This window comes from Acinetobacter sp. AOR43_HL, assembly GCF_027854635.1.
GTDB classification, from domain to species: Bacteria; Pseudomonadota; Gammaproteobacteria; order Pseudomonadales; family Moraxellaceae; genus Acinetobacter; species Acinetobacter pittii.
In genome coordinates, this window is record NZ_JAKTHX010000007.1 from 1 (window position 1) to 24501 (window position 24501).

Sequence of the window (24501 nt, forward strand, 5' to 3'; positions counted from 1 at the left end):
GTTAAAGCCTGTAACTCATCAAAGCTAAGACCTTCAACTTTCTCGATCACCTTTAAACCATCTTTAGTCACGTCAATCACACATAGGTCGGTGTAAATACGGTCAACACATTTTTTACCCGTCACCGGATAGCTCAGCTCAGCCACAATCTTCGGTTCACCTTGCTTGGTCACATGATCTGTGGTGATAAATACTTTCTTGGCACCCACAGCTAAATCCATCGCACCACCTACAGCAGGAATCGCATCGGGTGCACCCGTGTGCCAGTTCGCCAAGTCGCCATTCGCAGCAACCTGAAATGCACCAAGTACCGCAATATCAAGGTGACCACCACGCATCATCGCAAACGAGTCGCCATGGTGGAAAAAGCTACCACCTTCAAGCATGGTCACAAACTCTTTACCCGCATTAATCAGTTCTGGGTCTTCTTCACCTGCCGCCGGTGGCGGGCCAAAAGCCAACAGGCCATTTTCAGAATGAAGAAAAATATCTTTATCGTTAGGTAAGTAGCTGGCAATCTTGGTTGGTAAACCAATGCCTAGGTTCACATAGGCGCCATCTGGAATATCTTGCGCCACACGTTTTGCAATCTGGTCACGGCTGAGTTTCTGGTAGCTCATGTTATTTCTCCTTATTGCTTACTGTGCTGGCGCTACTTGTACAACGTGCTGTACAAAAATACCTGGGGTGATGATTTGTTCCGGGTCTAATCCACCGAGTTCAACCACTTCAGAAACCTGAGCAATGGTGACATCAGCAGCCATGGCCATGATTGGGCCAAAGTTACGTGCAGATTTACGGTAAACCAGATTGCCCCAGCGGTCGCCCTTGTAAGCTTTAATCAGGGCAAAGTCAGCTTTAATCGGATACTCAAGCACATAGTCTTTACCATCAATTTCGCGGGTTTCTTTGCCTTCGGCTAAAAGTGTTCCAAAGCCTGTTGGGGTAAACACAGCGCCTAGGCCCATACCGGCTGCCTGAATACGGCACGCCAGATTACCTTGTGGTACGACTTCAAGCTCGACCTTTCCCGCACGGTAAAGTTCATCAAAAACATAAGAGTCAGACTGACGTGGGAAAGAACAGATGACTTTTTTAACTGAACCAGCCTTAAGCAGCTTAGCCAGACCGTAATCGCCATTACCGGCATTGTTGCTCACAATGGTCAGGTCCTTAACGCCAAGTTCAATAAGACCGTCAATGAGTTCAGCGGGTTGTCCTGCGGTACCGAAACCACCAATCAGAATGGTTGCACCATCTTTAATCTGCGATAGAACCTCGCTTAGTGAGGACTTACTTTTGTCAATCATTAGACAACTCCATTGTGCTCATTGAAGAAGAGAGAGATAAGAGAGTTAGGCACACTGAGGCGAGAAGAATAGATAAATATTTCACTCAATCCCGAGTGTTTCCCTTAGATTTCCCTTTTAAACATTTTTGATAATTTTCGTATTTTGATCTAGTAAGCTACATACAGTTTTGTTCGGTATAAATATATTTTGTTCGATGATCGAACATTATCTAAGTAAATTACTCAACTAATCTTATAGACTTGGGATGTAAAAAAACATTAATTCTTATAAATAGATATGTAGAAATGAAATATTTACTTAGGCTATTTTACAATTAAAACTACAACCTATTATTCGATTTTTATCTTAAGACTGTGATTGTAAAATTAAACGTGCAAGCTCTAAATCATCAGGATAAGTAATTTTAATATTATCAGAACGCCCCATCACAACCTGCACAGTTTCACCCATATATTCGAGTGCGCTTGCCTCGTCGGTAATAGCAATATTATTTTCTAAAGCGTATTCAATTGCTTTTTTGAGCTTCCCAATTTTAGCAATTTGAGGCGTTTGAGCTTGCCATAATAAATCTCGGCTGACTGTTTTATCAATTTGATTGCCTGACTTAACCTGCTTTAACGTGTCACGAACAGGAATTGCTAAGATAGCACTATGATTTGATTCAATTGCTTGTTCGACAAGCGCATTTAAACATTCAATTGTTACACAAGGTCGTGCTGCATCATGCACAAGCACCCAATCATTTTCATCAGCAAAAGTTAAAAGATGATTTAATGCATTTAATACTGAATGGACTCGTTCTGCCCCACCCATACAAAAATGGGCTTTATCTATATTTTGAAATGCGAGAGTCTGAGCAAAAGTATCTTGGGTACCAATTGCCAAAACATAACCATTTAATGGAAGTTGACTTATGCGCCGAACAGTATGTTCTAAAACAGTCGTATTCTGAATATATTGATACTGCTTCAATTCAGTTTTAGAAAATCGACTTCCTGACCCTGCAGCTGGAATCACTGCCCATAATTTAGTCTGGGATATCTGGGGATGCAGGTGTCTCATTCGTTTCCAAATCAACTTTAGCGTTCGGGTCAATATAAATAGGCTTGTAATGGGTACTGATGGTACTCATTTGAACAAATGTCTCATGTGGTTTAACCAAACCAAGATCAAGGCGAGCATGTTCTTCAATTGCTTCTGTACCATTTTTCAGGTCAAAAACCTCTGCTGCCAAAATACGGTTTCGTTCTTTAAGCTCTTCATTTACTTCAGCTTGTTGCTGAATTTGTTGCATGAGAGCTTGATGAGGGAGATAACCGCCCTCACCTAACCAAAATTGATATTGCAGTATGGCTACTAAAACAATAACCAGTAGCAATATCAGTTTGCTTGAAGTGGATCGAAATACTTCTAACATATCATTAAGATTTTTAATTAAAAACTTTCGTTAAGAGATTGTATTGTATAGTAATTAAGAAGTAGCATGCGAAATTCCTGCAAAAATTTAAGCAAAATTATTAATGGGCATATTACTTTAATTGACCATTGTGACATGTTTCATTTTGTCAAAAATGAATGGAATTTGAAAGGGAAATAATATTTATAAGTACAACTGCTTATAAATCAATCTACGCACAAAAAAGCCCTCTTTTGAGGGCTTTTATAAATCGGTTAATTATGTGAGTATGTCTATATCAAAAATTATAACGAACACTCAGCGTTGCATTTCGTGGTGTTCCCCAATTCATTGAGTTTTCACCAATACCTTCATAATATTTCTCATCAAAAATATTATCGATATTAAATTGAAGTTTAATATTTTTATCTACTTGATAGCCAAGCATCGCACTTGCTAAAACATAAGCATCTTGCTCAATGCGAGAGCTTCCACTACCCGTATAGTATTTGCTCTTATAATTTAAGCCAAGTCCTGCACTCCACTGATTAACTTTGTACTTAACAAATAAATTTGAAGTTGTTCGAGAGTTTGTCGTATTAACCTTCGTACCCTTTGCATCTTTTGCTTCAAAATTAGCAATACCAAAGTTAATGCCCCAATTGTCATTAATCTCGCCATCAGCTTCAAACTCAAAACCTTTACTTTCAACCCCATCTACAGCGCGATAGGCCTGTTCTGTAGTTTGTGTACCATTACGGACAATAAATACTCCAGGTATCAATTCAGCAAAATTAGATTGTTCTATTCTAAATACTGACAATGCTGTATTTAAACGCCCTCCAAACCACTCACTTTTTAAGCCAGCCTCATAACTCTTACCGGTAATCGGGTCAATATATTGATCATTTACATCTTTACGATCTTGAGGTTTGAAAATTTCTGTATAACTCGCATAGACAGAATGATCTTGGGCAAAATCATAAATAGCGCCAATATATGGTGCTAATTCATTGTTAAATTCACGGTTACCTTTATCATTTTCAGACTTGTATTCCCAGTTAGATAAACGTGCACCAGCAATAATTTTCAAAGGATCAAGAACTTGAAATTTACCCGCAACATATGCAGCAGTTTGTGTGGTTTCATTGAGTGCATTTTTGCCGTTTAAAACAACAGGCTGAAGCAACTCTTGAGCTATATCATTATAGTTAAGCGGGCCACCTAAATATTTTTCAATGTCTTGATTTTTGTTAGATCCACCAAAAATGTCTTTGGTCTTTTCATTCTTATTCCAAGATCCGCCAATAATGATTTCTTGTGGACGATTAAAAAGCGTAAATGGGGCATTAATAAAAACATCAATATTATTTTCTTCACTGGCAGCTTTGGCCCCATATACAGAAACATTATCCTTTTTATTATCATCTATATTTTTTAGTGGACTGGTGTTGGTTGCCTTATCTACTTTTCCAGCTGTATATAACAACATAGAGTCCGTATCTTCTTTGCGGAAGGTATAAGCAACATTTAAATTAATATCACCAAACAAATTCTGTTTTAAGTTTGCAAACACTGCCGTTGTATTCACATCCCAATATGTCCAAGGCGCACTTACTGTTAAGCTTCTAGAAAAATTGGTACGGGTCCCATCAGTATAAAAAGCTGGTGTACCACCCCAGCGGATACCATCACGATGCAATTCTTGATATGTAGCTCCAAGCGACATACTTGTTTTATCGCTCAGATCATAATCAAGGGCACCATAAAATACATTCCGTTCTTTCTCATAAAAATCCATAAATGAATTTTCATCAGAATGCTTCACAAACATACGTCCACGCAATGAACCATCAGCATTAAGCGGTGCAGAAATATCTGCGGAACTACTCCAAGAGTTCCATGAGCCTAAAGATGTGCTGACATTACCACTAAGTTCTTTTGAGTTTGCATGTTTACGAATCATGTTCAGCGCCATCGCTGGATTTCCCGCACCAGTGGTTAGGCCATTAGCACCTTTCACCACCTCGACGCGATCATAAATATCTAAATCAAGGTCCCCTGTACCTAAATTAATCGTGCTCGGTATTCCATCTATTAAGTAATAATCTACCTCAAAACCACGCGCATAAACTTTCTGACGCTCATCAGTACGTGACGTCGAAACACCCGTAATATTGTTCATTAAATCTTGAAAAGAATCGATTTTCCGATCATCTAAATATTCACGGGTTAAAACCTTCACCGACTGTGGTGTTTCACGAAGAGATAAATTTAATTTTGTAGAAGTATTTGTGCTTTTTGCTGTATAGCTGCCCGAACCTTCGGTAACAGGGGAATCTTCTTCTGCTTGCACTTTTATCGTTTCTAAAGTGGCTGTTCCATTTGTCTCATCTGCATAAACAATTGAAGGAGCAATTAAAGCCATAGCAAGTGCTAAGGGATGAGATGTAAACGCTTTTCTAAAGGGCGGAGTGTACATAAGAAAATTCCATAATAACCAATGTGCTGTGCGAGATTCCTTAGCCTTTTGCTACTTTGATCCTTGTTACACAGCAGCAAAAGTCGGCACAAAAATTAACATGAATGATAATTGTTATCAACAATATATTAATAATTATTCCTATTTTTTTAAATTAAATTATCAATGGTTCTAATCACTTATATATTTTCACTCTCTTCAAACCTTGTTTGATCATCAGATCATTTAAATTAATTGCCCCTTCAATTAATCAATAAAATGTTATGCAATAGTTTTATGATTAACTCAAAAAATAACAAACTAAACAGTATTTTCTTTTATATTTTATTATTCTTCTCAAACCTCTTAAGAGAGAATAAAAGGTACAAGTTGTAGTGCATAAAGTTTTAGCATTTTCTTTAGTAAGCTTAGGTTTGAGCGCTTGTAATAACCATACTGATGATAGTCCTTCAAAAATAATTAATATGAAGGACAACCATAAGCAACATGAAAAAATTAATACTTATATATATGAATATAATGAAATTATTTATAAATTAAACACGGAACAAGACCAAACAACTGCTCACTTAAGATTTAAAAACTTATTGAAAAAGATACCTTCTAGCGAGAACAACCTAAATATTTTAAAAACTAAACGCAAAATACTTGTACATTTAGGTTGTCTTAAGGAAGCATATAGTGTTACCGAAAAAATACTAGCTAAAACAGATAGTTCAAAGCTACAAGAGATGCAATGTATTTTTTTAAGCAAAATGAAAAGAGATCCTTATCAAATAAAAGAATGCTATGAAAAAACTGCTAATAGTTATTTAACCGAGATAAATTTGATCCCCAAAGCTGCTTTACGCTATCAATATGCTTTATGGGGACACTATGCAGCGTTGTTCAATGCTGGCCATATAGAATACAAAGACAAACTCCAAGAAATTATTGATTATCATAATATTGAAGATCACAAAAAAACCTATCAACAAATGTATAAAAATATTATGGACCCTTATGCTTTTCAAAAACGTTTAGATGCCATCCCCTATACCTCTAATTGTCGTTAAACTATCTTATTAAATATAATAAATTTTTGATTATTAATCATATTCATAGTCATATCTTTCTTAAGGAGAATTTATTTAATAATAAGAAACCACCCACAAAGTATATCTTTTATATTTTTTATCTCTCATGTAAATACAAGCTCATATAAATTTAAAGTATCTTTTCAATAGATCTACTTTGCAATAAATCAGCTTGGTCACGCTATCAACAGTAAACTTCTTCGTAGAGAATTAGTTGAAATAAATTTATAAAAAGTCACATATATTTCGAGCTTTTAACCAATAACTACCTAAAAAGTATATTTTTTTATTTTTTACTTTGTTAAGAATTTATAAGGATCTCTTCTAACTATTTTAATAAGGAGAAAAAAATGGATTTTTTTAATATTTTCATTGGTGACACAACTTGGAAATTTGTTTTAGAAATTTTGGTTCGATGTACCGTAATGTTCATCATCATTATTAGCTTTTTAAGATTATCTGGTAAACGAGGTATACGTCAGCTCTCCCTTTTTGAACTCGCAATTATTTTATGTTTAGGTTCAGCCGCCGGTGACCCGATGTTTACCGAGGACTTACCTATTGCCCATGCCTTCGTCGCGTTTGTTGTTATCCTTTTTCTTTATCGCCTTGCTACATGGAGTATGGTGAAGCATAAAAAAATTGAAGATTTGCTTGAAGGAAAAGCGCTTTGTATTGTTAAGGATGGTCTTGTAGTCTACAAAGATTTCCAAAAACAATCATATTCTCATGATGAGTTTTTCTCTGAAATGCGTCAACAAAATGTTGAACACCTTGGACAAGTAAGAACAGCTTTGCTGGAGTCGGACGGTATTCTCAGTCTGCTTTATTTTGAAGATGAAGATGTAAAATGGGGCTTGCCTCTATTCCCTGATGCCTACCGTAAAGCCGATATACTGAAACTTAATACTTTTTATTCATGTATGAAGTGTGGTGAAACTAAAATTTTAAATAAAATCGATCAAGAATGTACCCGCTGTAAACATCACAGTTGGGCTGAGTCTTTAAAAACACGCCGATTAGGATAATAAAAAAGGTGCTATTTCCTATTAAAAACAGGAAATAGCACCTTCAAATGTTAAAAAATTAATTTTAACTTTTTATTTAAAGATTAGTTTAAACCTTTAAACTCAGCTTTACCGCGGTAAGCAGCTTTAGTCAATTCTTCAATACGAAGTAATTGGTTGTACTTAGACACACGGTCAGAACGACAAAGTGAACCAGTCTTGATTTGACCAGCAGCTGTACCTACTGCTAAGTCAGCAATAGTAGAATCTTCTGTTTCACCAGAACGGTGAGAAATAACAGTCGAATAACCATTTGCTTTAGCAAGATAGATTGCATCTAAAGTTTCAGTCAAAGTACCGATCTGGTTGTATTTGATTAAGATTGAGTTACCAACTTTTTCATCAATACCACGTTGTAAAATCTTAGGATTAGTTACGAACAAGTCATCACCAACCAATTGGATTTTATCACCAAGGATTGAAGTCAAGTAGCTCCAGCCTTCCCAATCAGACTCATCAAGACCATCTTCGATTGAGATAATTGGATATTGATTTACAAGGCCAGCTAAATAATCTGCAAACTGATGGCTTGTAAATGCACGGTTACCTTCACCTTCTAAAACGTATTGACCGTTTTTGTAGAATTCTGAAGATGCACAGTCAAGTGCAAGCATCATGTCTGAACCAGCTTTGTAACCAGTCAATTCAATTGCTTGTAAAATGATTTGAATTGCTTCTTCGTTAGAACGTAAGTTAGGAGCAAAACCACCTTCATCACCTACAGCAGTATTCAAACCTTGTTTCTTTAAAACTGATTTTAAAGAATGGAATACTTCAGCACCAGCACGTAAAGCTTCAGCAAATGAAGTGAAACCTACAGGCTCAATCATGAACTCTTGAATATCAACAGTGTTGTCCGCATGCTCACCACCATTTAAGATGTTCATCATCGGTACAGGCATTGTCAAAATTGTTTGACCACGAAGATCTGCGATGTATTGGAAAAGAGGAAGTTTCTTTTCTTCAGCAGCAGCGCGCGCAGCAGCCAATGACACAGCTAAAGTTGCGTTAGCACCTAATTTCTCTTTGTTTTCAGTACCGTCAAGCGCGATCATTGTATTATCAATGTCTTTTTGCTCAAAAACTGATTTACCCAACAAAGCATCACGAATCAACGTATTAACGTTATTAACTGCTGTACGAACGCCTTTACCTAAGTAACGCGATTTATCACCGTCACGTAGTTCTAAAGCTTCACGAGAACCAGTTGAAGCACCAGATGGTGCACATGCACGACCAACAACCCCAGATTCTAAAATTACGTCTGCTTCGATGGTTGGGTTACCACGAGAGTCCAAAATTTCACGTGCACGAATGTCAACGATTTGGCTCATGAACAATTCCTCTTTGAATGAATATGAGCTGCGGTTAAAGCAGCGTAAGGGTTATAAAACAACTCAATGGGTGTCTAACTTTTTGAATCCTTTAACTAAAGTATCCAATTCTTTTATTTGTGCCAAGAACGGTTCAAGTTGCGACATACGTAATGCACAAGGTCCATCGCATTTTGCATGTTCTGGATCTGGGTGTCCTTCCAAAAACAATCCAGCCAAACCAGTTGCCATTCCAGCGCGTGCTAAAGTTGTAATTTGAGCACGACGACCACCTGCTGAGTCAGAACGACCACCAGGGGTTTGTAACGCATGTGTCACGTCAAAGAAAACTGGCACATTCATTTCTTTCATTGTGTCAAAGCCAAGCATATCTACAACAAGATTGTTATAACCAAATGCTGAACCACGTTCACAAAGAATAAGTTTGTCGTTTCCTGCTTCTAAACATTTATGCAGGATATGACGCATTTCATGAGGTGCTAAAAACTGGGCTTTCTTAATATTAATAATAGCCTGTGTTTTTGCCATCGCTTCGACAAGATCAGTCTGACGACTTAAGAAAGCGGGTAATTGAATAATATCGGCTACTTCTGCAACTGGTGCAGCCTGATATGGCTCATGCACATCAGTAATGATAGGAACATTAAAATGTTTTTTAATATCACCTAACCATTCGATACCTTTTTCAAGTCCAGGACCACGGAATGAATGCAGACTAGAACGATTTGCTTTATCGAAACTCGCTTTAAATACATAAGGAATATCTAAGCGTTTGCAAATATCAACATACGTTTCTGCAATTTCAAAAGCTAAATCTTTTGATTCAAGTACGTTCATTCCGCCAAATAATACAAATGGCAAATGATTTGCCATTTGTATATCGCCTAAACGTACAACTTCTTGTGGTTTTAATTGTGACATTTAAACTTTCCCAGTTTATTTAAAATCGCATTATTTACTTTTTTGATGCTGTGTTTTTGCAGCGTCAATAAAACTAGCAAATAATGGATGTCCATCACGTGGTGAACTTGTAAATTCCGGGTGGAATTGTACAGCAATAAACCAAGGATGTTCAGGAATTTCTACAGTTTCAACTAAATGTTGTGCTGAAGAGTAACCTGAAATCTTCATACCAGCTTGTTCAATCGACTCGATGAAACGGTTATTCATTTCATAACGGTGACGATGACGCTCAGTGATTTCAGCTTTACCGTAGACTTCACGTGTTTTTGTGCCTTCAACCAATTCAGATTTTTGAGCACCTAAACGCATTGTTCCACCTAAGTCAGACTCAAGGCTGCGTTGTTGTAATTCACCGCGCTCATCTAACCATTCAGTAATTAAACCAATGAGTGGATATTTTGTAGAGCGGTTAAATTCTGTAGAAGAAGCTTCTGGCATACCGGCAACATGGCGAGCATATTCAATAACAGCCAATTGCATGCCTAAACAAATACCCAAGAATGGGATTTTGTTTTCACGTGCGTATTGAATAGCTTTCATTTTGCCTTCAGTACCACGTTCACCAAAACCGCCTGGAACTAAAATTGCGTCAGCTGTACTTAAAATAGATACGTCTTGGCTTTCAAGTTCTTCAGCGTTGACATAATCAATTTGTACTTTTACACGATTTTTAATACCTGCGTGTAATAACGCTTCATTCACAGACTTATAAGCATCTGGTAATTCAACATATTTACCAACCATAGCTACACGTAAAGTGTATTCAGGATTTAGTAATGCTTCGACTACATTATCCCAATCTTCTAGGTTTGCTTCTGGAAGATCATTAAATCCAAAACGCTCACAGATCAAATCATCAACGTTTTGTTCATAGAATGTACGTGGAATTTGATAAATCGTTTTCGCATCTTTACATACCACTACAGCACGCGCTTCTACGTTAGTGAACAATGCAATTTTGCGTTTAGTATCAACATCCACATCATATTCAGTACGGCAGATAAGAATATCTGGCTGAATACCAATCGAAAGCAACTCTTTTACAGAGTGTTGAGTTGGTTTTGTCTTAAGCTCTGCTGCAGATTTGATATATGGCAACAAAGTTAAATGCATAAGCATGGTTCTTTTATGACCAAGCTCAACCATTAACTGACGAACTGACTCCATAAATGGAAGTGATTCGATATCACCTACCGTACCGCCAATTTCTACGATAGCAACATCGTAGCCTTCACCTGCGCGAAGTACACGTTCTTTAATGTTGTCAGTAATATGAGGAATAACTTGAACTGTACCACCAAGGTAATCACCACGACGTTCTTTATTTAAAACGTCCTGATATACACGACCACTGGTAAAGTTATTAAGTTTGGTCATTTTCGCACGACGTAAGAAACGTTCGTAATAACCCAAGTCTAGATCAGTTTCGGCACCATCCTCTGTGACAAAAACTTCACCATGTTGGAAAGGGCTCATTGTCCCTGGATCGACATTAATGTAGGGATCCATTTTAACCATTGTGACTTTTAAGCCACGGGCTTCCAAAAGTGCAGCAACTGAAGCAGCAGAAATACCTTTACCTAGCGATGAAACTACACCACCAGTGACAAAAATAAAATGGGTCATTAAGTTTCTCGTACAATCAAGCCGAAATCGGCCTACAATGTTTGGCAATTTTACTGTACTCTGCCCCTATAAAGCAAAGTCAAACCGCATCAATTCAAAGATCATTAAACAACTGGCTATTCTATCAGCATTTTTAATAAAAATTTAGGTCAATCTCACATGATTTTTTCATTCTCTTTTGCTGTTATAATGCCAGCTCCTCAATTAAATGTTGTTTAGGACAATGGCAAATAAAAAACTTTTAATCTGTGCTGCAATTGCTGCTGGACTATTGTTAACCGCATGTGTCAAAAAAGAAACACCTAAAGAAGAAGAGCAAGAAAAGGTTGAAACTGCTGTTTCAGAACCTACACCTGCTGAACCTGCAAAATTTGAGTCTCTAGAAAGTGTTCAAACTGAAGAAGCTCAAACTCAGGAACCAACGCAAGTTGAGGTGCATCACGAAGAAACAGCAAATACGACAACTGAAATTCGCCGTGAAACTCGCCCAGCACAAGCTGAGCAAAATTCACAAACAAATGTTTCTGAGCAACCTAAAGCAGAACCAAAGCCAAAACCTGAACCTAAGCCTGAACCAAAAGCAGAGCCAAAACCATCTAAGCCAGCTGAACCAGCTCAAAGTGAAGATGATGCTGTTGCTGCTGCAATTGCGGCTGCTACTCCAGCGCTTAAGAACTAAGTTCGTATGCGAATATGCCCAAATTGAACCATCAGTTTGGGCTTTTTAAATATTATTTAAATTATCAACACAATAATAAGTTTTACTTTTCTTTCTATTTATCTTTAAAGTTTTCTTAGTTATCAATTAGGGACAATCTACTTTTTCTGCCAAAAAAAGCATTGACGATAGATATAGGGCGATGTAGTTTTTGATCAAGTTCCTTTTTGGAACTTTAATTAAAAGAAGATTGGAGCCTAGAATGAATACAGTATCAAATCGTGTCCCCGCCTCATTTCCAGTCCGTCGTATGGACTATAATTTTGAAAACGTACCTCGCTACTGGTGTAATAACGAGCCTACTTTTACACATTATTTTACTGGTTTATCAACATTGTTCCCTGAAGGTGAATCATATTTTGTTCGCTCTGTTCGAGCTTTACGCGCCAAAGCAAAGTCGAATGAAATTTTAGATCGGGAAATCAGTGCTTTTATTGGCCAAGAAGCAATGCATTTGAAAGAACATCATGCTTTTCATGTAAGTGCACAGCAATATGGTTTAGATCCTCAATCTTTAGAAAAAGTAACTGGCATCGTTTTAAAAACTATTGAAAAAGTTTTTAGTAAAAAATGGAATTTGCTTGTAACAGTAGGTCTAGAACACTACACAGCAGTACTTGTGGTTAGCATGATGCAATCCGTTAATGAATTGATGACGGACTCAACTATTCGCAATTTGTGGCTATGGCATAGTATTGAAGAAACTGAACATAAAGCTGTGGCCTTTGATCTCTACCAACATTTATATGGAAGCGGCTTAAGTGCATACCTTCCTCGCATTACAGTCTTTACTTTAAGTCTATTTTTGATTACTGGTTTTTCAACAATTTATCAATTTGTTCTTATGAAACGAGATCATCAACTCTTAAATTTCAAATCTTGGCGTAAGTTCTTTAGTTTTGCGAATAAACAATATAGAACATTGATCCCTCAATTTTTTGATTATTATCGCTTTGACTTTCATCCCAACCAAACAGATGAAAAAGACCTCGTGGCTAGTACAAAAGTCAAAATTGGACTAAAAGATCCTAAATTGCTTTTATCTTGATCTAATAAAATTATAAAGCCCATCTGTTGAATGGGCTTTATTTAACTTATTGCGAAGTTGCCGTTATTGTTTATGTTCAACCAAAAAATAATTTGATATTAATTTGGCCGCCCATGAGGTACTTTTCCAGCCTTCGTAAAAGCCACAATGACTTCCTTTTTTTGTGGTGATTACCGCAATATTACTCATTTGTTGAATCGTTTCTTTGTAAGGCTCCAAATTTTTAATGGAACAGACAGGATCATCCTCAGCATTAAGAATCATTAATGGTATTTTTACATTCTCAAATACATAAATTGGATTAATGGCTTGGCAATAACTTTGATAATCCTCAAAGCCAGCCATTTCAAAATATTCTTTTTCAAACTCTTCCAGACTTGTGGTCGCCAGAACTTTTTCAATAGAAGAAAGTTGGTTCCATGTATTTTGATAAGGATGAATAAAATATTTAAATAACTTTTTGGTCATCATTTTGCTATAAAACGGATGAACATTTTTAAAGCCAATCTCTGTGTTATAGCCTGGACACATTGCAAAGGCAGCTTTAAATGGCGTGTCTGTACCTTGCTCTCCTAAGTAGCGAACCAGTAGTCCTGTTCCAGCAGAGGAACCTACAGCGTATAAATCCGATTTAGGAAACAAATTTTGAATATGCTCAAGTTGCTCTTTAAGATCGCTTGTTGACCCAAAAAGAGAAATCTGTGGTACAGGCATAGGTAAGCCAGCATGCCCACGGCGTAAGCATAGCGCTATTCTCCATCCTGTATAGTGATGTATATCTTTCACAAGTTCACGCATACTTTCAGGGGTCCCTGTAATGGTATGCATAATGACAACTGTTGGAGTATCTGGAGGAAGATCATAGCCATACCACGCGATCGCAGTTATCCCACCATCTTTCATGGTGAGCTGATCAATACGATCATATTCAAGCTTAATGGTTTTTTTTCTAATAATATCAAAATATAAAAGATGCACGTGATTGTTGCTTAACCACGGTGTAGGCCGATATTTTTGCTTGAGCTGGGGCAATTTCTCCAAAATATCTTTTATTTTCCCATTTGGATCATAATAGATTTTTGGCTGTTCAGCACCTAATACCGAATCGAACAATTCTGAACCGAAAGCTTTAATTTTATTTAAAGTAGATATGCCCATTTTCAATCACTACCTCTGATTATGAGTTAAATGATTGCCGCACTAAGGCTGCAACCTGTTGTCCCCAAATTGCATAAATTTCCTTACTCGGATGAAAACCATCACTTGCCATAGGCAGATTCATCGCTTGAAAATGCTCAATATCATATTGAATGAACTTAAATTGGTTTTGTGATTCTAACCATTTATCTAGTACCTGATTCATTTGTTCCGCATATTTTCCAAACAACCAAGCCAATGGATTTGGTAACGCTGGGAAATGCTGCATTGGCGGAACACCAGAAACAATAATGAGCTTAGGCTGAAAACGTGCCTGTATATATTGAAATAATTGTTTTTGTTGTTTTATCCATGAACTTGCTGAGGTTAGTTTCGTGACATCATTAACACCAATCGACGTAACCACCACATCGTAATTTTGTTGCTCTAAATGCTGTACTGCTTGAAAAACCTGCTTAGTTGTATCACCTGTTTTTGCATGCAGTTTCCAGCGTATCGAATATTGATCTTGCAACTCAGAAATAATTGCACCAGATAAAGCATCTTTTTGGTTTTCTACCCCAACACCTGCTGCGGCAGAGTCTCCTAAAATAAGCAATGATAGAGGTCTTCCCTTGCCAACGATGCCTTGTCTCTCACCACTGGCTTCTAGCAAGCGTGGCGTATTCTTACGAACCTTTGTTCCCTGTACAAACAGTACTGGAAGCAATGCTAGAGTTGAAAGCTTTAACCACATTTTATTGATCTCTATCTTACTTAGGCTGTTTACTAAAATTATTGAGGTTGAAACTTAGCAATTCTTATACCCATTTGTTCAGCCAATGCAGCTAAGCCACTCATTGGACGAATCATTACTTCAAAATCAATAATTTTGCCTTGTTCATTAAAACGAATCATATCAATACCTTTTAATGATTTACCACTGACATTGGCACTGAACTCAAGCACTACATTTTCACCGTCTTCTGTGTAGAACTCACGATGATAAGTAAAGTCTTCGAACACCTGAATCACATTGGTAAGAATGAAGAAAACAACCTGCTTTCCTTCATAAGGTTTGTAAGCAACTGGTGAGCGAAAAACCACTTCATCCGCTAGCAAGTCATTTAGATCGGATAAGTTACCAGCCTGAACCATTTCATGCCATTTTTCTAAAGACTGTTTTGTTGTTTCGAGTGTCATTGTTTTTATATCCTATAATTTAACCAAAGAAGTAACGGGCATTTCTCTTTAAAAGAAATGCCCATAAAAATTTATAGTGTCGCTGCTAATTCAGCGCCTTGGCGTATTGCACGTTTTGCATCTAGTTCACCTGCTTCTTTAGCACCACCAATTAAATGAACATTTTTTCCATCTGTTTTTAATTGATCATACATTGCGGTAAATGACTCTTGGCCTGCGCAAATCACCACATGATCAACCTCAAGTACACTTGGTTTCCCGTCCACAGTAATATGTAAACCTTGGTCATCCACTTTGTCATATTGCACTCCTGCAAACATTTTGACCTGACGGTTTTTAAGCCCTGTACGATGAATCCAGCCTGTTGTTTTACCTAGACCAGCGCCTACAGCAGCAGTTTTACGTTGCAGTAAATAAATTTCTCGTTCAGATGCCTCAACTTTTGATTGTTTTAAACCACCAACATGCTCATATTGAGTATCGATTCCCCATTCTTCATAGAACTTTTCCGGATTTAAACTGCCACTTTCCCCTTCGTGAGTAAGATATTCAGCTGTGTCGAAACCAATACCACCCGCTCCAATAATGGCAACACGTTGGCCTACTGGCACACGCTCTTTTAAAACCTGTAAATAGCTCAGTACTTTAGGATGATCAATTCCCTCAAACTGTAATTGACGAGGTGTTACACCTGTTGCAACCACAATTTCATCAAAATTTACTTGGCTTAATTCTTCGTAAGTTGCTTGATGGTTTAACACAAGTTCAATGTTTGGTCGCAATTCAATTTGACGACTAAAGTAGCGTAAAGTTTCGTAGAACTCTTCTTTTCCAGGAACTGTTTTTGCAATATTAAACTGACCACCAATTTGATGACTTGCTTCAAAAATTTTAACTTGATGTCCGCGATCAGCTGCATATACTGCAAAACTTAAACCTGCCGGCCCTGCGCCAATAACAGCAATACTCTTTTTCACCTGAGCTTCTTTAAAGATCAGTTCAGTTTCATAACATGCGCGCGGGTTTACTAAACAAGTTGCAATTTTCATTGAGAAAATATGATCTAAACAAGCTTGGTTGCACCCAATACACGTATTAATTTCATCACTGCGGCCTTCACTTGCTTTCAAGACAAATTCAGCATCTGCTAACATTGGTCGTGCCATAGACACCATATCAGCATGACCAGATGCCAATACATGTTCAGCCATTTCAGGCGTATTGATTCGGTTAGAAGTAATTAAAGGGATAGAGACTTCACCTTTAAGTTTTTCAGTTACCCAAGTAAATGCAGCACGAGGAACTTTGGTTGCAATTGTAGGAATACGTGCCTCATGCCAGCCAATACCTGTATTGATAATTGTTGCGCCTGCTTTTTCAATTTCTTTTGCAAGCTGAATCACTTCATCAAAACTTGAACCGCCTTCAACTAAATCAAGCATAGATAAACGATAAATAATGATAAAATTTTCACCAACTAAAGCACGTGTGCGCTTTACAATTTCAATTGGAAAACGGATACGATTTTCGTAACTACCACCCCATTCATCATCACGATGATTCGTACGAGCTGCAATAAACTCATTAATTAAATAGCCTTCAGACCCCATGATTTCTACGCCATCATAGCCCGCATACTGAGCAAGTTTGGCGCAGTTAGCAAAGTCATCAATGGTTTGTTGTACTTCGGCAGAACTTAAAGCTTTAGGCTTAATCGGGTTAATAGGGGCTTGAATTGCTGAAGGTGCAACGTTGTTTGCCTGATAAGAATAACGACCCGTATGTAAAATCTGCATAGCAATTTTACCCCCAGCGTCATGAACAGCTTGGGTAATCACTTTATGTTTTTCAGCTTCTTCAACTGTATCTAGTTTGGTCCCATGGCTAAATACAACACCATCATCATTTGGAGAAACACCGCCAGTTACAATTAAACCCACATCACCTTTTGCACGCTCAGCATAAAACGCAGCCATGCGCTCATATCCTTGCGGTGCTTCTTCTAATCCAATGTGCATCGACCCCATAAGCACACGGTTTTTTAAAGTAGTAAAGCCTAAATCAAGTGGCTTTAATAAATGTGGATAAGCTGACATATTTTCTCCTATGGCTAGCAATAAGCTTGCTAATGCAACTTGTTGCATAAATTTATAATCAAATTTTGACTTTTATGCAACATGTTGCATAATCTCATGAGTCACACTTTACTTTTGCTTACAAACTGGATTGCCATGTCACTTCCTCATGTTTTATTGACCAGCTTGCTTGAACGTCCAAGTACAGGGTTTGAACTTGCCCGTCGCTTTGACCGCTCAATGGGCTTTTTCTGGAATGCCACTCACCAGCAAATTTATCGTGAACTCAATAACATGCTTAAAAAAGGCTGGGTTTCCACTTTAGAAAATGAAATGGATAATGGCCGAAAAAAAACATATCAGGTCGAACAACTGGGTCGTATAGAACTGGCTTCATGGATGACGCAACAAAGTGAACCTGCGCAGCTTCGTGATGATTTAATGGTTAGATTGCGTGCAGAAGCACAATTGAGCAATAATCAGATATTACCTGAACTGTTAAGGCATCTTGGTTTACATCAAGAGAAGCTCAAACTTTATCAAAGTATTTATGATAAAGATTTTAAAGACAGTGATGATCTAAATGACCGTGTGTTATACATCCACAAAATGATCTTAGAACTTGGAATTACGATGGAAAGTGAATGGATCAAATGGTTGGAACAAGTCATCCCTCAATTAAAACGCTTTGCCCAAGATAACCCATCTGGAGAATAGCCATGCCGTATTACACCATGCCCGATCGGGAAAATTTATTTGTACGCCGTGTTGGTCGTGGTGAGCCTGTTTTGGTTTTATCTGGCCTTGGCATGCAAAGTTGGCAGTGGCTACCGTTTATTTATGCAAACCGCAAAGAATATGAGTTTATTATTCCAGACTGGCGTGGTTTCGGTGGATCAAAGAATTGTGCAATTCCCGAGCAAGATGCCATTTCTAGTCATTGGCAAGATGTTGCTCATTTGATAGATCAATTAAAACTCGATAACTTTATCTTGATGGGTTATTCAATGGGCGCGACAACTGCCATGCATGGCATGAAACACGCTCAACTGGCACAGCAGTTAAAAGCCTATTTACATATTGATCAGACACCCAAAATATCAGTAGATTCAACTTGGGAATATGGTTTATTCGGCCCTCTTCACACCCAGTTCAAACAACTATTAAATGATATTTATCAATTATTGCTAAAGCATAAAAACGCCAAATATCTTTATGAACTATCTCTTCCAGATCGACAAGAACTAGTCCGTCTATGGGTAGATTTTATTGAGTTACAAAGTAGCAATCCATTTAGTCCACTAGTTTTTAAAACAGCTTTAAAACAGCCTTTTCTACAAAAATATTTATTACCTATTCAACGTTTAGATTACTTGTTTTGGTATGTTGAAAACTATCTTTATCATAATGAAGATTATCGAGAAGCAATTCAGCAGTTAGCATGTCCTACCACTTTCTTTATTGGTCGCAATTCGACACTTTATCCAGAAACTGGTCAGACACTAATTGCACATAGCGTTGAGCATGCAAAAGCAATATATTTTGAACGTTCAGGCCATACACCTTTATTAACCGAGCCTAAAAAGTTTGGACATGAAATCAATACATTCCTATCCGAACTCAAACATGCTTCTTAAAAAATAAAGGGATCTATTTATAGATCCCTTTTTAAAATCTAAAAATAATTAAGCGGAATGAGCCAATTCTTTTGTCTTTAATTGCTTCGAGACATTTAATAAAAGCTGCTCTGTTTTTTCCCACCCTAAACAACCATCAGTTACTGACTGGCCATAAGTCATATTACAAGAAATTTTTTGGTTACCATCAACCAAATGACTTTCAATCATGACACCTCGAACTTGCGTTTTTAAACGTTCAGCAACGATTTGCTGTAAAACTTCTGGCTGACGCAATGGATCCTTACCGCTGTTACCATGACTACAATCAATCACCAGTGCAGGTAAATTTTGTTTGTACTTTTCGCGTATCGCCTGAATTGAAGCCAAATCGTAATTTGGCCCATGATTCGCACCACGCAAGATCAAGTGAGGTAATGGATTTCCAGCACTCTGAATCACTGAAGGTAAGCCTTGTTGATTCATTCCTAAAAATTGATGTTCATTTTGCGCGGATTGAATCGCATCTAGTGCAATCTGAATAGAACCATCAGTACCATTCTTGAAACCAATACTGTATGGCATATGACTTGAGATTTCACGGTGAATCTGAGATTCGCTTGTGCGAGCACCAATTGCACCCCAAGCCAATAAATCATCAAAATAGCCAGTTGCCATTGGACTTAAAATTTCACTCGCAATTGGCAAACCCTTTTCAATAATCTGTAGGTAGAGTTCACGAGACTTTTCTAAACCAAGTTGTAAATTTGATGAACCATCTAAATTCGGATCATACATGAACCCCTTCCAACCAACTGTGGTACGTGGTTTTTCAATGTATGTACGCATCACGATAAAAATCTGATCTTTAACTTTTTCTTGTAATTTTTGCAGTTTTTCAGCGTATTCAAGTACTGCAACTGGATCATGAATTGAACAAGGCCCCGTAATTACCATTAGACGATGATCGTTGCCGTTAAGAATATTTTGAATAATTTGGCGGTGTTCGGCAATTTGACGTGCGAAAGAGTGTGCAAGCGTGTATTTCGCTTTTAACTGGATAGGTAAACTAACTGGTGTTTCTTTTGTATTGGTTTGAGTCAGTAAAGTATTTAGGGCATTCATTGGTTTTTTCCTTGGGACTGCAATCTACTCAGTCCGATCATTTATTTGAGCGTTTTGGATCTATTCGTTGGTAAAGGTAAGCAAAAGTAAAACCAATAAAAGTTGCTAAAGTACGAATAAGTCATGTTGTTCATTTTAAGTTCCTCGATTCTAAAAAGATAAAGCATAAAAAAACCTGATCGGGGTTGCCGATCAGGTATTAACTGTGATGGGCAACTTTCTCATGCCCGAATACGCTCAGGCAACTATCTAAATTGCCAAAAGTAATAATAAGCGTTAGTGTTCACAGATTGATTTAACATCTTTATCTCAAATATTAAAAAATGTTCCTTAAATCTAAAATACGCATTGTTGATGAGTTTGACAAGTCTTTTTTTTGAAAAAAACTTCTTATTTTCTCGCTTAAGATTTGATTCAATGATGCATTAACGAATCAACCCTTGAGGTTGCAAAATAATTAAACCAGCTCCACAAAGCACAATTAGACCACCTAATATATCCCATCTTGTTAATCCCACCTGATCAACAAAGCGTAGCCACATAAGCGCAGTAAAAATATAGATACCGCCATAGGCCGCATAAATGCGCCCAGAAGCTGCTGGATGTAAAGTTAACAACCATACAAAGATAGCCAGACTTAAGACCGTAGGTAGCCACAGCCAAGCCGACTTGCCCTCTTTTAAAATCAGATAAGGAAAATAACAACCAAGAATTTCAGCAATTGCTGTGATAATAAATAACCCGAATACACTGAGTATTCGGGTTATAGCAAGACTATCAATTAACATAAGTTATGCTGGTTCTGCCGTATGATGATCTTCAAACACTTCAAGTTTCAAGCCGACAGCTTTGCCATCTTCTTTTTTCACAGATACAGCCACGTTACCACCATGATCTGCAAGTTCACCAAACAGAATCATTTCAGCGAGTGGTTTCTTCAAGTGTTCTTGAATGAGACGTTGCATTGGACGAGCACCCATCAAACGATCATAGCCATTTGTAGCTAACCAATCTCGTGCACTTTGATCAACATCAAGCACAACTTGTTTTTCATCCAATTGCGCTTGTAATTCTGTCAAGAATTTGTCGACTACAGACTCAATCACAGTTGTTGGCAATGCTTTGAATTGAATAACACCATCTAGACGGTTACGGAACTCTGGAGAGAAAGCACGTTTCATCGCTTCTTGGTTATCAGAACTATGATCTTGTTCCGTGAAACCAATGCTCGCGCGAGAAATACTTTCCGCTCCAATATTCGTAGTCAGAACAATAATCACATTTCTAAAGTCTGACTTACGTCCATTGTTATCCGTTAAAGCGCCATGATCCATGATTTGTAGCAATAGATTAAACACATCTGGATGTGCTTTCTCAATTTCATCAAGCAACAAAACACAATGCGGATTTTTATGAATCGCATCAGTAAGCAAACCACCTTGGTCATAACCCACATACCCTGGAGGTGCACCAATTAAGCGTGAAACTGCATGACGTTCCATATATTCAGACATATCGAAACGTACAAGCTCTACACCCAATAATTTAGCGAGTTGCTTAGTAACCTCAGTTTTACCTACACCAGTTGGGCCAGCAAAAACAAAACTACCCACTGGTTTATCTGGTGATTTTAATCCAGCACGAGATAACTTGATCGCTGAGCCTAATGCAGTAATTGCTTCGTCTTGACCAAACACCACACGTTTCAAATCACGCTCAAGATTTTCAAGCACTGACTTATCATCTTTAGACACAGTTTTTGGTGGAATACGAGCAATCTTAGAAACGATATCTTCGATATTCTCTACAGTAATTAAACTATCATCACTTTCAGCTTTCAAACGGCGTTGAGCACCTGCTTCATCGATGACATCAATTGCCTTATCTGGCAAGAAACGATCATTAATGAACTTAGCAGAAAGCTCTACAGCTGATACCAAAGCCTTATCGTCATATTGTACGTGGTGGAAATCTTCAAACTTAGTTTTCAATCCACGTAAAATATCAATCGTTTCCGAAATACTTGGCTCATTGACATCAATTTTTTGGAAACGACGAGATAACGCATGGTCTTTTTCAAAAACCTGACGATATTCTTGGAAAGTCGTTGAACCAATACAACGTAAAGTACCATTAGCTAAAGCTGGCTTAATAAGATTTGACGCATCCATTGTGCTACCCATACTTGAGCCTGCACCAATGATCATATGAATCTCATCAATGAATAAAATCGCATTTGGATTTTTCTTCAATGCATTAAGCAACTGTTTTAAACGTTTTTCAAAGTCACCACGATATTTAGTTCCAGCAACTAATGCACCAATGTCCAGACTATAAATTTCAGCCTGACTTAAAGGTTTAGGTGCTTTACCATTCACAATTAACCATGCCAAACCCTCGGCAATCGAGGTTTTACCTACACCTGGATCACCTACAAGCAATGGATTGTTTTTGCGACGGCGGCACAGAATTTGTGCTGTACGCTCAATTTCTTTTTCACGACCAATCAACGGGTCAGTTTTGCCTTTTTGCGCTTCAACATTTAGATTCAGCGTATAAAGCTCAAGTGGCCCTGCATTGCTTGCGCTAGTTTCACCCTCAATATCTTCAACTTCTTCTTCAACTTGCACTTCGTCTTTACGTGTCCCATGAGACAAGTATTGAGTCAATGTCAAACGATTGATTTGATGACGTTTAAGTAAATACACAGCAAAAGAATCACGCTCTGAATACATTGCGACCAAAACATCTGCACCTTCAACCGTACGATCGCCGCCACTTGATTGAACGTGGAAAATAGCACGTTGCAAAATGCGGTCAAAACTTTCTGTTGGATGAGGAGCTTGCTCGCTATTTTCGCCAAGCTTAGGAGTATGTTGTTCTACATATTCTTCTAATTCTTTACGCAAAGAAACTATATCAGCCCCGCATGCTTTGAGTGCATTCACGGCTGAATCGTTGTCGAGTAATGCTAATAATAAGTGTTCGACTGTAAGAAACTCATGTCTCTTTTGACGAGCCATGCTAACAGCCAAACGTAATGATACTTCTAATTGACGACTGAGCATGTAACCCCCTTATGCTTTAGGCTCAATCTGGCAAAGTAATGGATGACCTTGCGATCGAGCGTAATTATTAACAAGGTTTGCCTTAGTTTCCGCGATGTCTCTTGGATAGACTCCGGCAATACCTTTACCTTCATAGTGTACTGTTAGCATTACTTGAGTTGCTTGGTCAAGATTCATTGCAAAGTATTGTTGTAAAATTTCAATTACAAAGTCCATTGGAGTGTAATCGTCATTCATTAATACGACTGCATATAATGGGGGACGCTTGAGTTCAGGAGGAGCTGTTTGTACAACAACCTCTCCATCATGATCTTCGTTTTGCGAATCACTTAAGCGTGGGTGGAAGTGCCAATCGACATAGCCAGACTGCTGAAAAGAAGCCTTGATATCTTTTAAGTTTGTTTGACGCTTATTTGTTCGCATAGGATGTTACTATTGTGAATTTGCTTCAGCTTGAGGAATTTCTGCCACGAAAGCAGAAGATGTTTCGACAGGTTTACCACGCTGCCAACTAAAACGTTTAATAATCGGTGTATCAGAACCACCAGTTAAACGTACCTCAATAAATTGAGGCGTGAAACCTTTAGGCATTGTCCAGCGACCTGTTAAACGTTCAAAGTCAGTAAAGTTGAAGTTCTTCGCTTCAAGCGGTACGACTAAAACTTCAGTATCTTTGATCAATCTGATTTCAACCGATCCTAAAGCACGACGCTTACTTGGACTTACTTGAACTAAATCTAGTTGATATTCATAAGCATTTTCAGGTAAAGGCTTAATAGCCAGATTTTGAATCGTTAAGCTTAAACCACCGCGCTGTCTCAAAATCTCACGATAGATATTACTCATACCTTCTTGCTGAGTCTTATCGGCGTTCGCTTGATTAAGCGCTTCAAACAGATCATTTGCATTTGTTACAGCCACATCACGCTCTTGCACCGCTGCATTAAGGCTTTTGTTAACTGCATCTAAAGCTGTTTTTTGCTTTTGCACCACTTCAACCAATTGCTCCGCATCTGCATCGTAACCAACAACAGTTAAACCTTGACGGTGCCCAATTGTATAGCCGAGCGCAAAACAACCACTCATTAAAATAGCAGCACCAATAAACAAAGGCTTATTGGTGTTTAAAAATTTTTTCTTTTGCAACGAACTTTCTGCTGAAGTCGTCTGTCCAGAGTTTTGCATCGTCATCTCAGTGTTCAAGATCAGAGTCAAGACACACATTTAAATCGAAATTTAAATGTGTGTGAAGCA

Annotated in this window: 23 protein-coding genes; 6 read left to right on the forward strand and 17 right to left on the reverse strand. The window is 37.8% G+C overall.

The genetic code is table 11. The features are described from left to right. The 5 genes from MKL33_RS02480 to MKL33_RS02500 all read right to left on the reverse strand — a co-directional run. On the reverse strand, positions 1-620 hold a 620-nt coding region (locus MKL33_RS02480), incomplete at its 3' end, for a 3-oxoacid CoA-transferase subunit B (protein WP_270906399.1). Positions 621-638: 18 nt separating this feature from the next. Next, positions 639-1310, reverse strand: coding sequence for a 3-oxoacid CoA-transferase subunit A (locus MKL33_RS02485; protein ID WP_017481035.1), 672 nt, complete (start codon positions 1308-1310; stop codon positions 639-641). Between the two features lie 348 nt (positions 1311-1658). Continuing rightward, positions 1659-2375, reverse strand: coding sequence for a 2-C-methyl-D-erythritol 4-phosphate cytidylyltransferase (ispD, locus tag MKL33_RS02490; RefSeq protein ID WP_019767711.1), 717 nt, complete (start codon positions 2373-2375; stop codon positions 1659-1661). Then, complete coding sequence (gene ftsB, locus MKL33_RS02495; RefSeq protein ID WP_005069056.1) at positions 2341-2730, reverse strand: cell division protein FtsB; 390 nt, start codon at positions 2728-2730, stop codon at positions 2341-2343. The genes ispD and ftsB overlap by 35 nt, the downstream gene beginning before the upstream one ends. 277 nt (positions 2731-3007) lie before the next feature. Next, entirely contained in the window at positions 3008-5191 is a 2184-nt protein-coding gene (locus MKL33_RS02500; RefSeq protein WP_333724935.1) for a TonB-dependent siderophore receptor, read from the reverse strand. Between the two features lie 374 nt (positions 5192-5565). Here MKL33_RS02500 and MKL33_RS02505 point away from each other — a divergent pair, with 374 nt between their 5' ends. Continuing rightward, positions 5566-6246 carry a hypothetical protein gene (locus MKL33_RS02505; RefSeq protein ID WP_270906400.1) on the forward strand — a complete coding sequence of 227 codons (681 nt, stop codon included), beginning with the start codon at positions 5566-5568 and terminating at the stop codon, positions 6244-6246. 371 nt (positions 6247-6617) lie between these two features. Continuing rightward, positions 6618-7295, forward strand: a complete 678-nt coding sequence (locus MKL33_RS02510) for a DUF421 domain-containing protein (protein ID WP_270906401.1) — start codon at positions 6618-6620, stop codon at positions 7293-7295. Positions 7296-7378: 83 nt separating this feature from the next. Here MKL33_RS02510 and eno read toward each other — a convergent pair whose 3' ends face one another. From eno to MKL33_RS02525, 3 genes are all read right to left on the reverse strand, one after another. Continuing rightward, positions 7379-8668: a phosphopyruvate hydratase gene (gene eno / locus MKL33_RS02515; protein WP_002121066.1), complete on the reverse strand. Its 1290-nt coding sequence runs from the start codon at positions 8666-8668 to the stop codon at positions 7379-7381. A 63-nt stretch (positions 8669-8731) separates the two neighbouring features. Further along, positions 8732-9589 carry a 3-deoxy-8-phosphooctulonate synthase gene (kdsA, locus tag MKL33_RS02520; protein ID WP_002121042.1) on the reverse strand — a complete coding sequence of 286 codons (858 nt, stop codon included), beginning with the start codon at positions 9587-9589 and terminating at the stop codon, positions 8732-8734. 30 nt (positions 9590-9619) lie between these two features. Next, a complete protein-coding gene (locus MKL33_RS02525; protein WP_002121060.1) occupies positions 9620-11257 on the reverse strand; it encodes a CTP synthase in 1638 nt (545 codons plus the stop codon). Between the two features lie 223 nt (positions 11258-11480). On the opposite strand from MKL33_RS02525, the gene MKL33_RS02530 reads away from it, so the two are divergent. Together MKL33_RS02530 and MKL33_RS02535 are read left to right on the forward strand one after the other, a co-directional pair. Beyond that, positions 11481-11936 (forward strand): hypothetical protein, encoded by a 456-nt coding sequence (locus MKL33_RS02530; protein ID WP_002121076.1) that lies wholly within the window; start codon positions 11481-11483, stop codon positions 11934-11936. 241 nt (positions 11937-12177) lie between these two features. Then, positions 12178-13023, forward strand: a complete 846-nt coding sequence (locus MKL33_RS02535; RefSeq protein ID WP_270906402.1) for a metal-dependent hydrolase — start codon at positions 12178-12180, stop codon at positions 13021-13023. A gap of 63 nt (positions 13024-13086) precedes the next feature. Here MKL33_RS02535 and MKL33_RS02540 read toward each other — a convergent pair whose 3' ends face one another. From MKL33_RS02540 to MKL33_RS02555, 4 genes are all read right to left on the reverse strand, one after another. Further along, positions 13087-14181 carry a YheT family hydrolase gene (locus MKL33_RS02540; protein WP_270906403.1) on the reverse strand — a complete coding sequence of 365 codons (1095 nt, stop codon included), beginning with the start codon at positions 14179-14181 and terminating at the stop codon, positions 13087-13089. Positions 14182-14200: 19 nt separating this feature from the next. Further along, positions 14201-14917: an SGNH/GDSL hydrolase family protein gene (locus MKL33_RS02545; protein WP_202744346.1), complete on the reverse strand. Its 717-nt coding sequence runs from the start codon at positions 14915-14917 to the stop codon at positions 14201-14203. 38 nt (positions 14918-14955) lie between these two features. Further along, entirely contained in the window at positions 14956-15363 is a 408-nt protein-coding gene (locus MKL33_RS02550; protein WP_005069036.1) for a nuclear transport factor 2 family protein, read from the reverse strand. A 71-nt stretch (positions 15364-15434) separates the two neighbouring features. Continuing rightward, complete coding sequence (locus MKL33_RS02555; protein ID WP_270906404.1) at positions 15435-17459, reverse strand: NADPH-dependent 2,4-dienoyl-CoA reductase; 2025 nt, start codon at positions 17457-17459, stop codon at positions 15435-15437. A 135-nt stretch (positions 17460-17594) separates the two neighbouring features. Here MKL33_RS02555 and MKL33_RS02560 point away from each other — a divergent pair, with 135 nt between their 5' ends. Together MKL33_RS02560 and MKL33_RS02565 are read left to right on the forward strand one after the other, a co-directional pair. Further along, positions 17595-18155 carry a PadR family transcriptional regulator gene (locus MKL33_RS02560; protein WP_005069032.1) on the forward strand — a complete coding sequence of 187 codons (561 nt, stop codon included), beginning with the start codon at positions 17595-17597 and terminating at the stop codon, positions 18153-18155. 2 nt (positions 18156-18157) lie between these two features. Further along, on the forward strand, positions 18158-19075 hold the full coding sequence (locus MKL33_RS02565) for an alpha/beta fold hydrolase (protein WP_202732322.1): 918 nt from the start codon (positions 18158-18160) through the stop codon (positions 19073-19075). 48 nt (positions 19076-19123) lie between these two features. On the opposite strand, the gene MKL33_RS02570 is transcribed toward MKL33_RS02565, so the two are convergent. The 5 genes from MKL33_RS02570 to MKL33_RS02590 form a co-directional block, all read right to left on the reverse strand. After that, positions 19124-20179, reverse strand: coding sequence for a 3-deoxy-7-phosphoheptulonate synthase (locus MKL33_RS02570; RefSeq protein ID WP_270906405.1), 1056 nt, complete (start codon positions 20177-20179; stop codon positions 19124-19126). A gap of 425 nt (positions 20180-20604) precedes the next feature. Beyond that, a complete protein-coding gene (locus MKL33_RS02575) occupies positions 20605-20967 on the reverse strand; it encodes a YnfA family protein (RefSeq protein WP_005069026.1) in 363 nt (120 codons plus the stop codon). Positions 20968-20970: 3 nt separating this feature from the next. Continuing rightward, positions 20971-23247, reverse strand: coding sequence for an ATP-dependent Clp protease ATP-binding subunit ClpA (clpA, locus tag MKL33_RS02580; protein WP_005073979.1), 2277 nt, complete (start codon positions 23245-23247; stop codon positions 20971-20973). Between the two features lie 9 nt (positions 23248-23256). After that, positions 23257-23670 carry an ATP-dependent Clp protease adapter ClpS gene (clpS, locus tag MKL33_RS02585; RefSeq protein ID WP_002121129.1) on the reverse strand — a complete coding sequence of 138 codons (414 nt, stop codon included), beginning with the start codon at positions 23668-23670 and terminating at the stop codon, positions 23257-23259. A gap of 9 nt (positions 23671-23679) precedes the next feature. Beyond that, positions 23680-24438: a DUF6776 family protein gene (locus MKL33_RS02590; protein ID WP_014206946.1), complete on the reverse strand. Its 759-nt coding sequence runs from the start codon at positions 24436-24438 to the stop codon at positions 23680-23682. Positions 24439-24501 lie beyond the last annotated feature (63 nt).

What these genes read in the sequence shown, in the direction of transcription:
- MKL33_RS02485 (WP_017481035.1), bottom strand. Translation starts at nt 1,310, where the DNA reads ATGATTGACAAAAGTAAGTCCTCACTAAGCGAGGTTCTATCGCAGATT.
- MKL33_RS02565 (WP_202732322.1), top strand. Translation starts at nt 18,158, where the DNA reads ATGCCGTATTACACCATGCCCGATCGGGAAAATTTATTTGTACGCCGT.
- MKL33_RS02510 (WP_270906401.1), top strand. Translation starts at nt 6,618, where the DNA reads ATGGATTTTTTTAATATTTTCATTGGTGACACAACTTGGAAATTTGTT.
- kdsA (WP_002121042.1), bottom strand. Translation starts at nt 9,589, where the DNA reads ATGTCACAATTAAAACCACAAGAAGTTGTACGTTTAGGCGATATACAA.
- MKL33_RS02570 (WP_270906405.1), bottom strand. Translation starts at nt 20,179, where the DNA reads ATGAATGCCCTAAATACTTTACTGACTCAAACCAATACAAAAGAAACA.
- ftsB (WP_005069056.1), bottom strand. Translation starts at nt 2,730, where the DNA reads ATGTTAGAAGTATTTCGATCCACTTCAAGCAAACTGATATTGCTACTG.
- clpS (WP_002121129.1), bottom strand. Translation starts at nt 23,670, where the DNA reads ATGCGAACAAATAAGCGTCAAACAAACTTAAAAGATATCAAGGCTTCT.
- MKL33_RS02545 (WP_202744346.1), bottom strand. Translation starts at nt 14,917, where the DNA reads ATGTGGTTAAAGCTTTCAACTCTAGCATTGCTTCCAGTACTGTTTGTA.
- MKL33_RS02575 (WP_005069026.1), bottom strand. Translation starts at nt 20,967, where the DNA reads ATGTTAATTGATAGTCTTGCTATAACCCGAATACTCAGTGTATTCGGG.
- eno (WP_002121066.1), bottom strand. Translation starts at nt 8,668, where the DNA reads ATGAGCCAAATCGTTGACATTCGTGCACGTGAAATTTTGGACTCTCGT.
- MKL33_RS02500 (WP_333724935.1), bottom strand. Translation starts at nt 5,191, where the DNA reads ATGTACACTCCGCCCTTTAGAAAAGCGTTTACATCTCATCCCTTAGCA.
- MKL33_RS02530 (WP_002121076.1), top strand. Translation starts at nt 11,481, where the DNA reads ATGGCAAATAAAAAACTTTTAATCTGTGCTGCAATTGCTGCTGGACTA.
- MKL33_RS02590 (WP_014206946.1), bottom strand. Translation starts at nt 24,438, where the DNA reads ATGACGATGCAAAACTCTGGACAGACGACTTCAGCAGAAAGTTCGTTG.
- MKL33_RS02550 (WP_005069036.1), bottom strand. Translation starts at nt 15,363, where the DNA reads ATGACACTCGAAACAACAAAACAGTCTTTAGAAAAATGGCATGAAATG.
- MKL33_RS02560 (WP_005069032.1), top strand. Translation starts at nt 17,595, where the DNA reads ATGTCACTTCCTCATGTTTTATTGACCAGCTTGCTTGAACGTCCAAGT.
- MKL33_RS02525 (WP_002121060.1), bottom strand. Translation starts at nt 11,257, where the DNA reads ATGACCCATTTTATTTTTGTCACTGGTGGTGTAGTTTCATCGCTAGGT.
- MKL33_RS02540 (WP_270906403.1), bottom strand. Translation starts at nt 14,181, where the DNA reads ATGGGCATATCTACTTTAAATAAAATTAAAGCTTTCGGTTCAGAATTG.
- MKL33_RS02535 (WP_270906402.1), top strand. Translation starts at nt 12,178, where the DNA reads ATGAATACAGTATCAAATCGTGTCCCCGCCTCATTTCCAGTCCGTCGT.
- clpA (WP_005073979.1), bottom strand. Translation starts at nt 23,247, where the DNA reads ATGCTCAGTCGTCAATTAGAAGTATCATTACGTTTGGCTGTTAGCATG.
- ispD (WP_019767711.1), bottom strand. Translation starts at nt 2,375, where the DNA reads ATGAGACACCTGCATCCCCAGATATCCCAGACTAAATTATGGGCAGTG.
- MKL33_RS02555 (WP_270906404.1), bottom strand. Translation starts at nt 17,459, where the DNA reads ATGTCAGCTTATCCACATTTATTAAAGCCACTTGATTTAGGCTTTACT.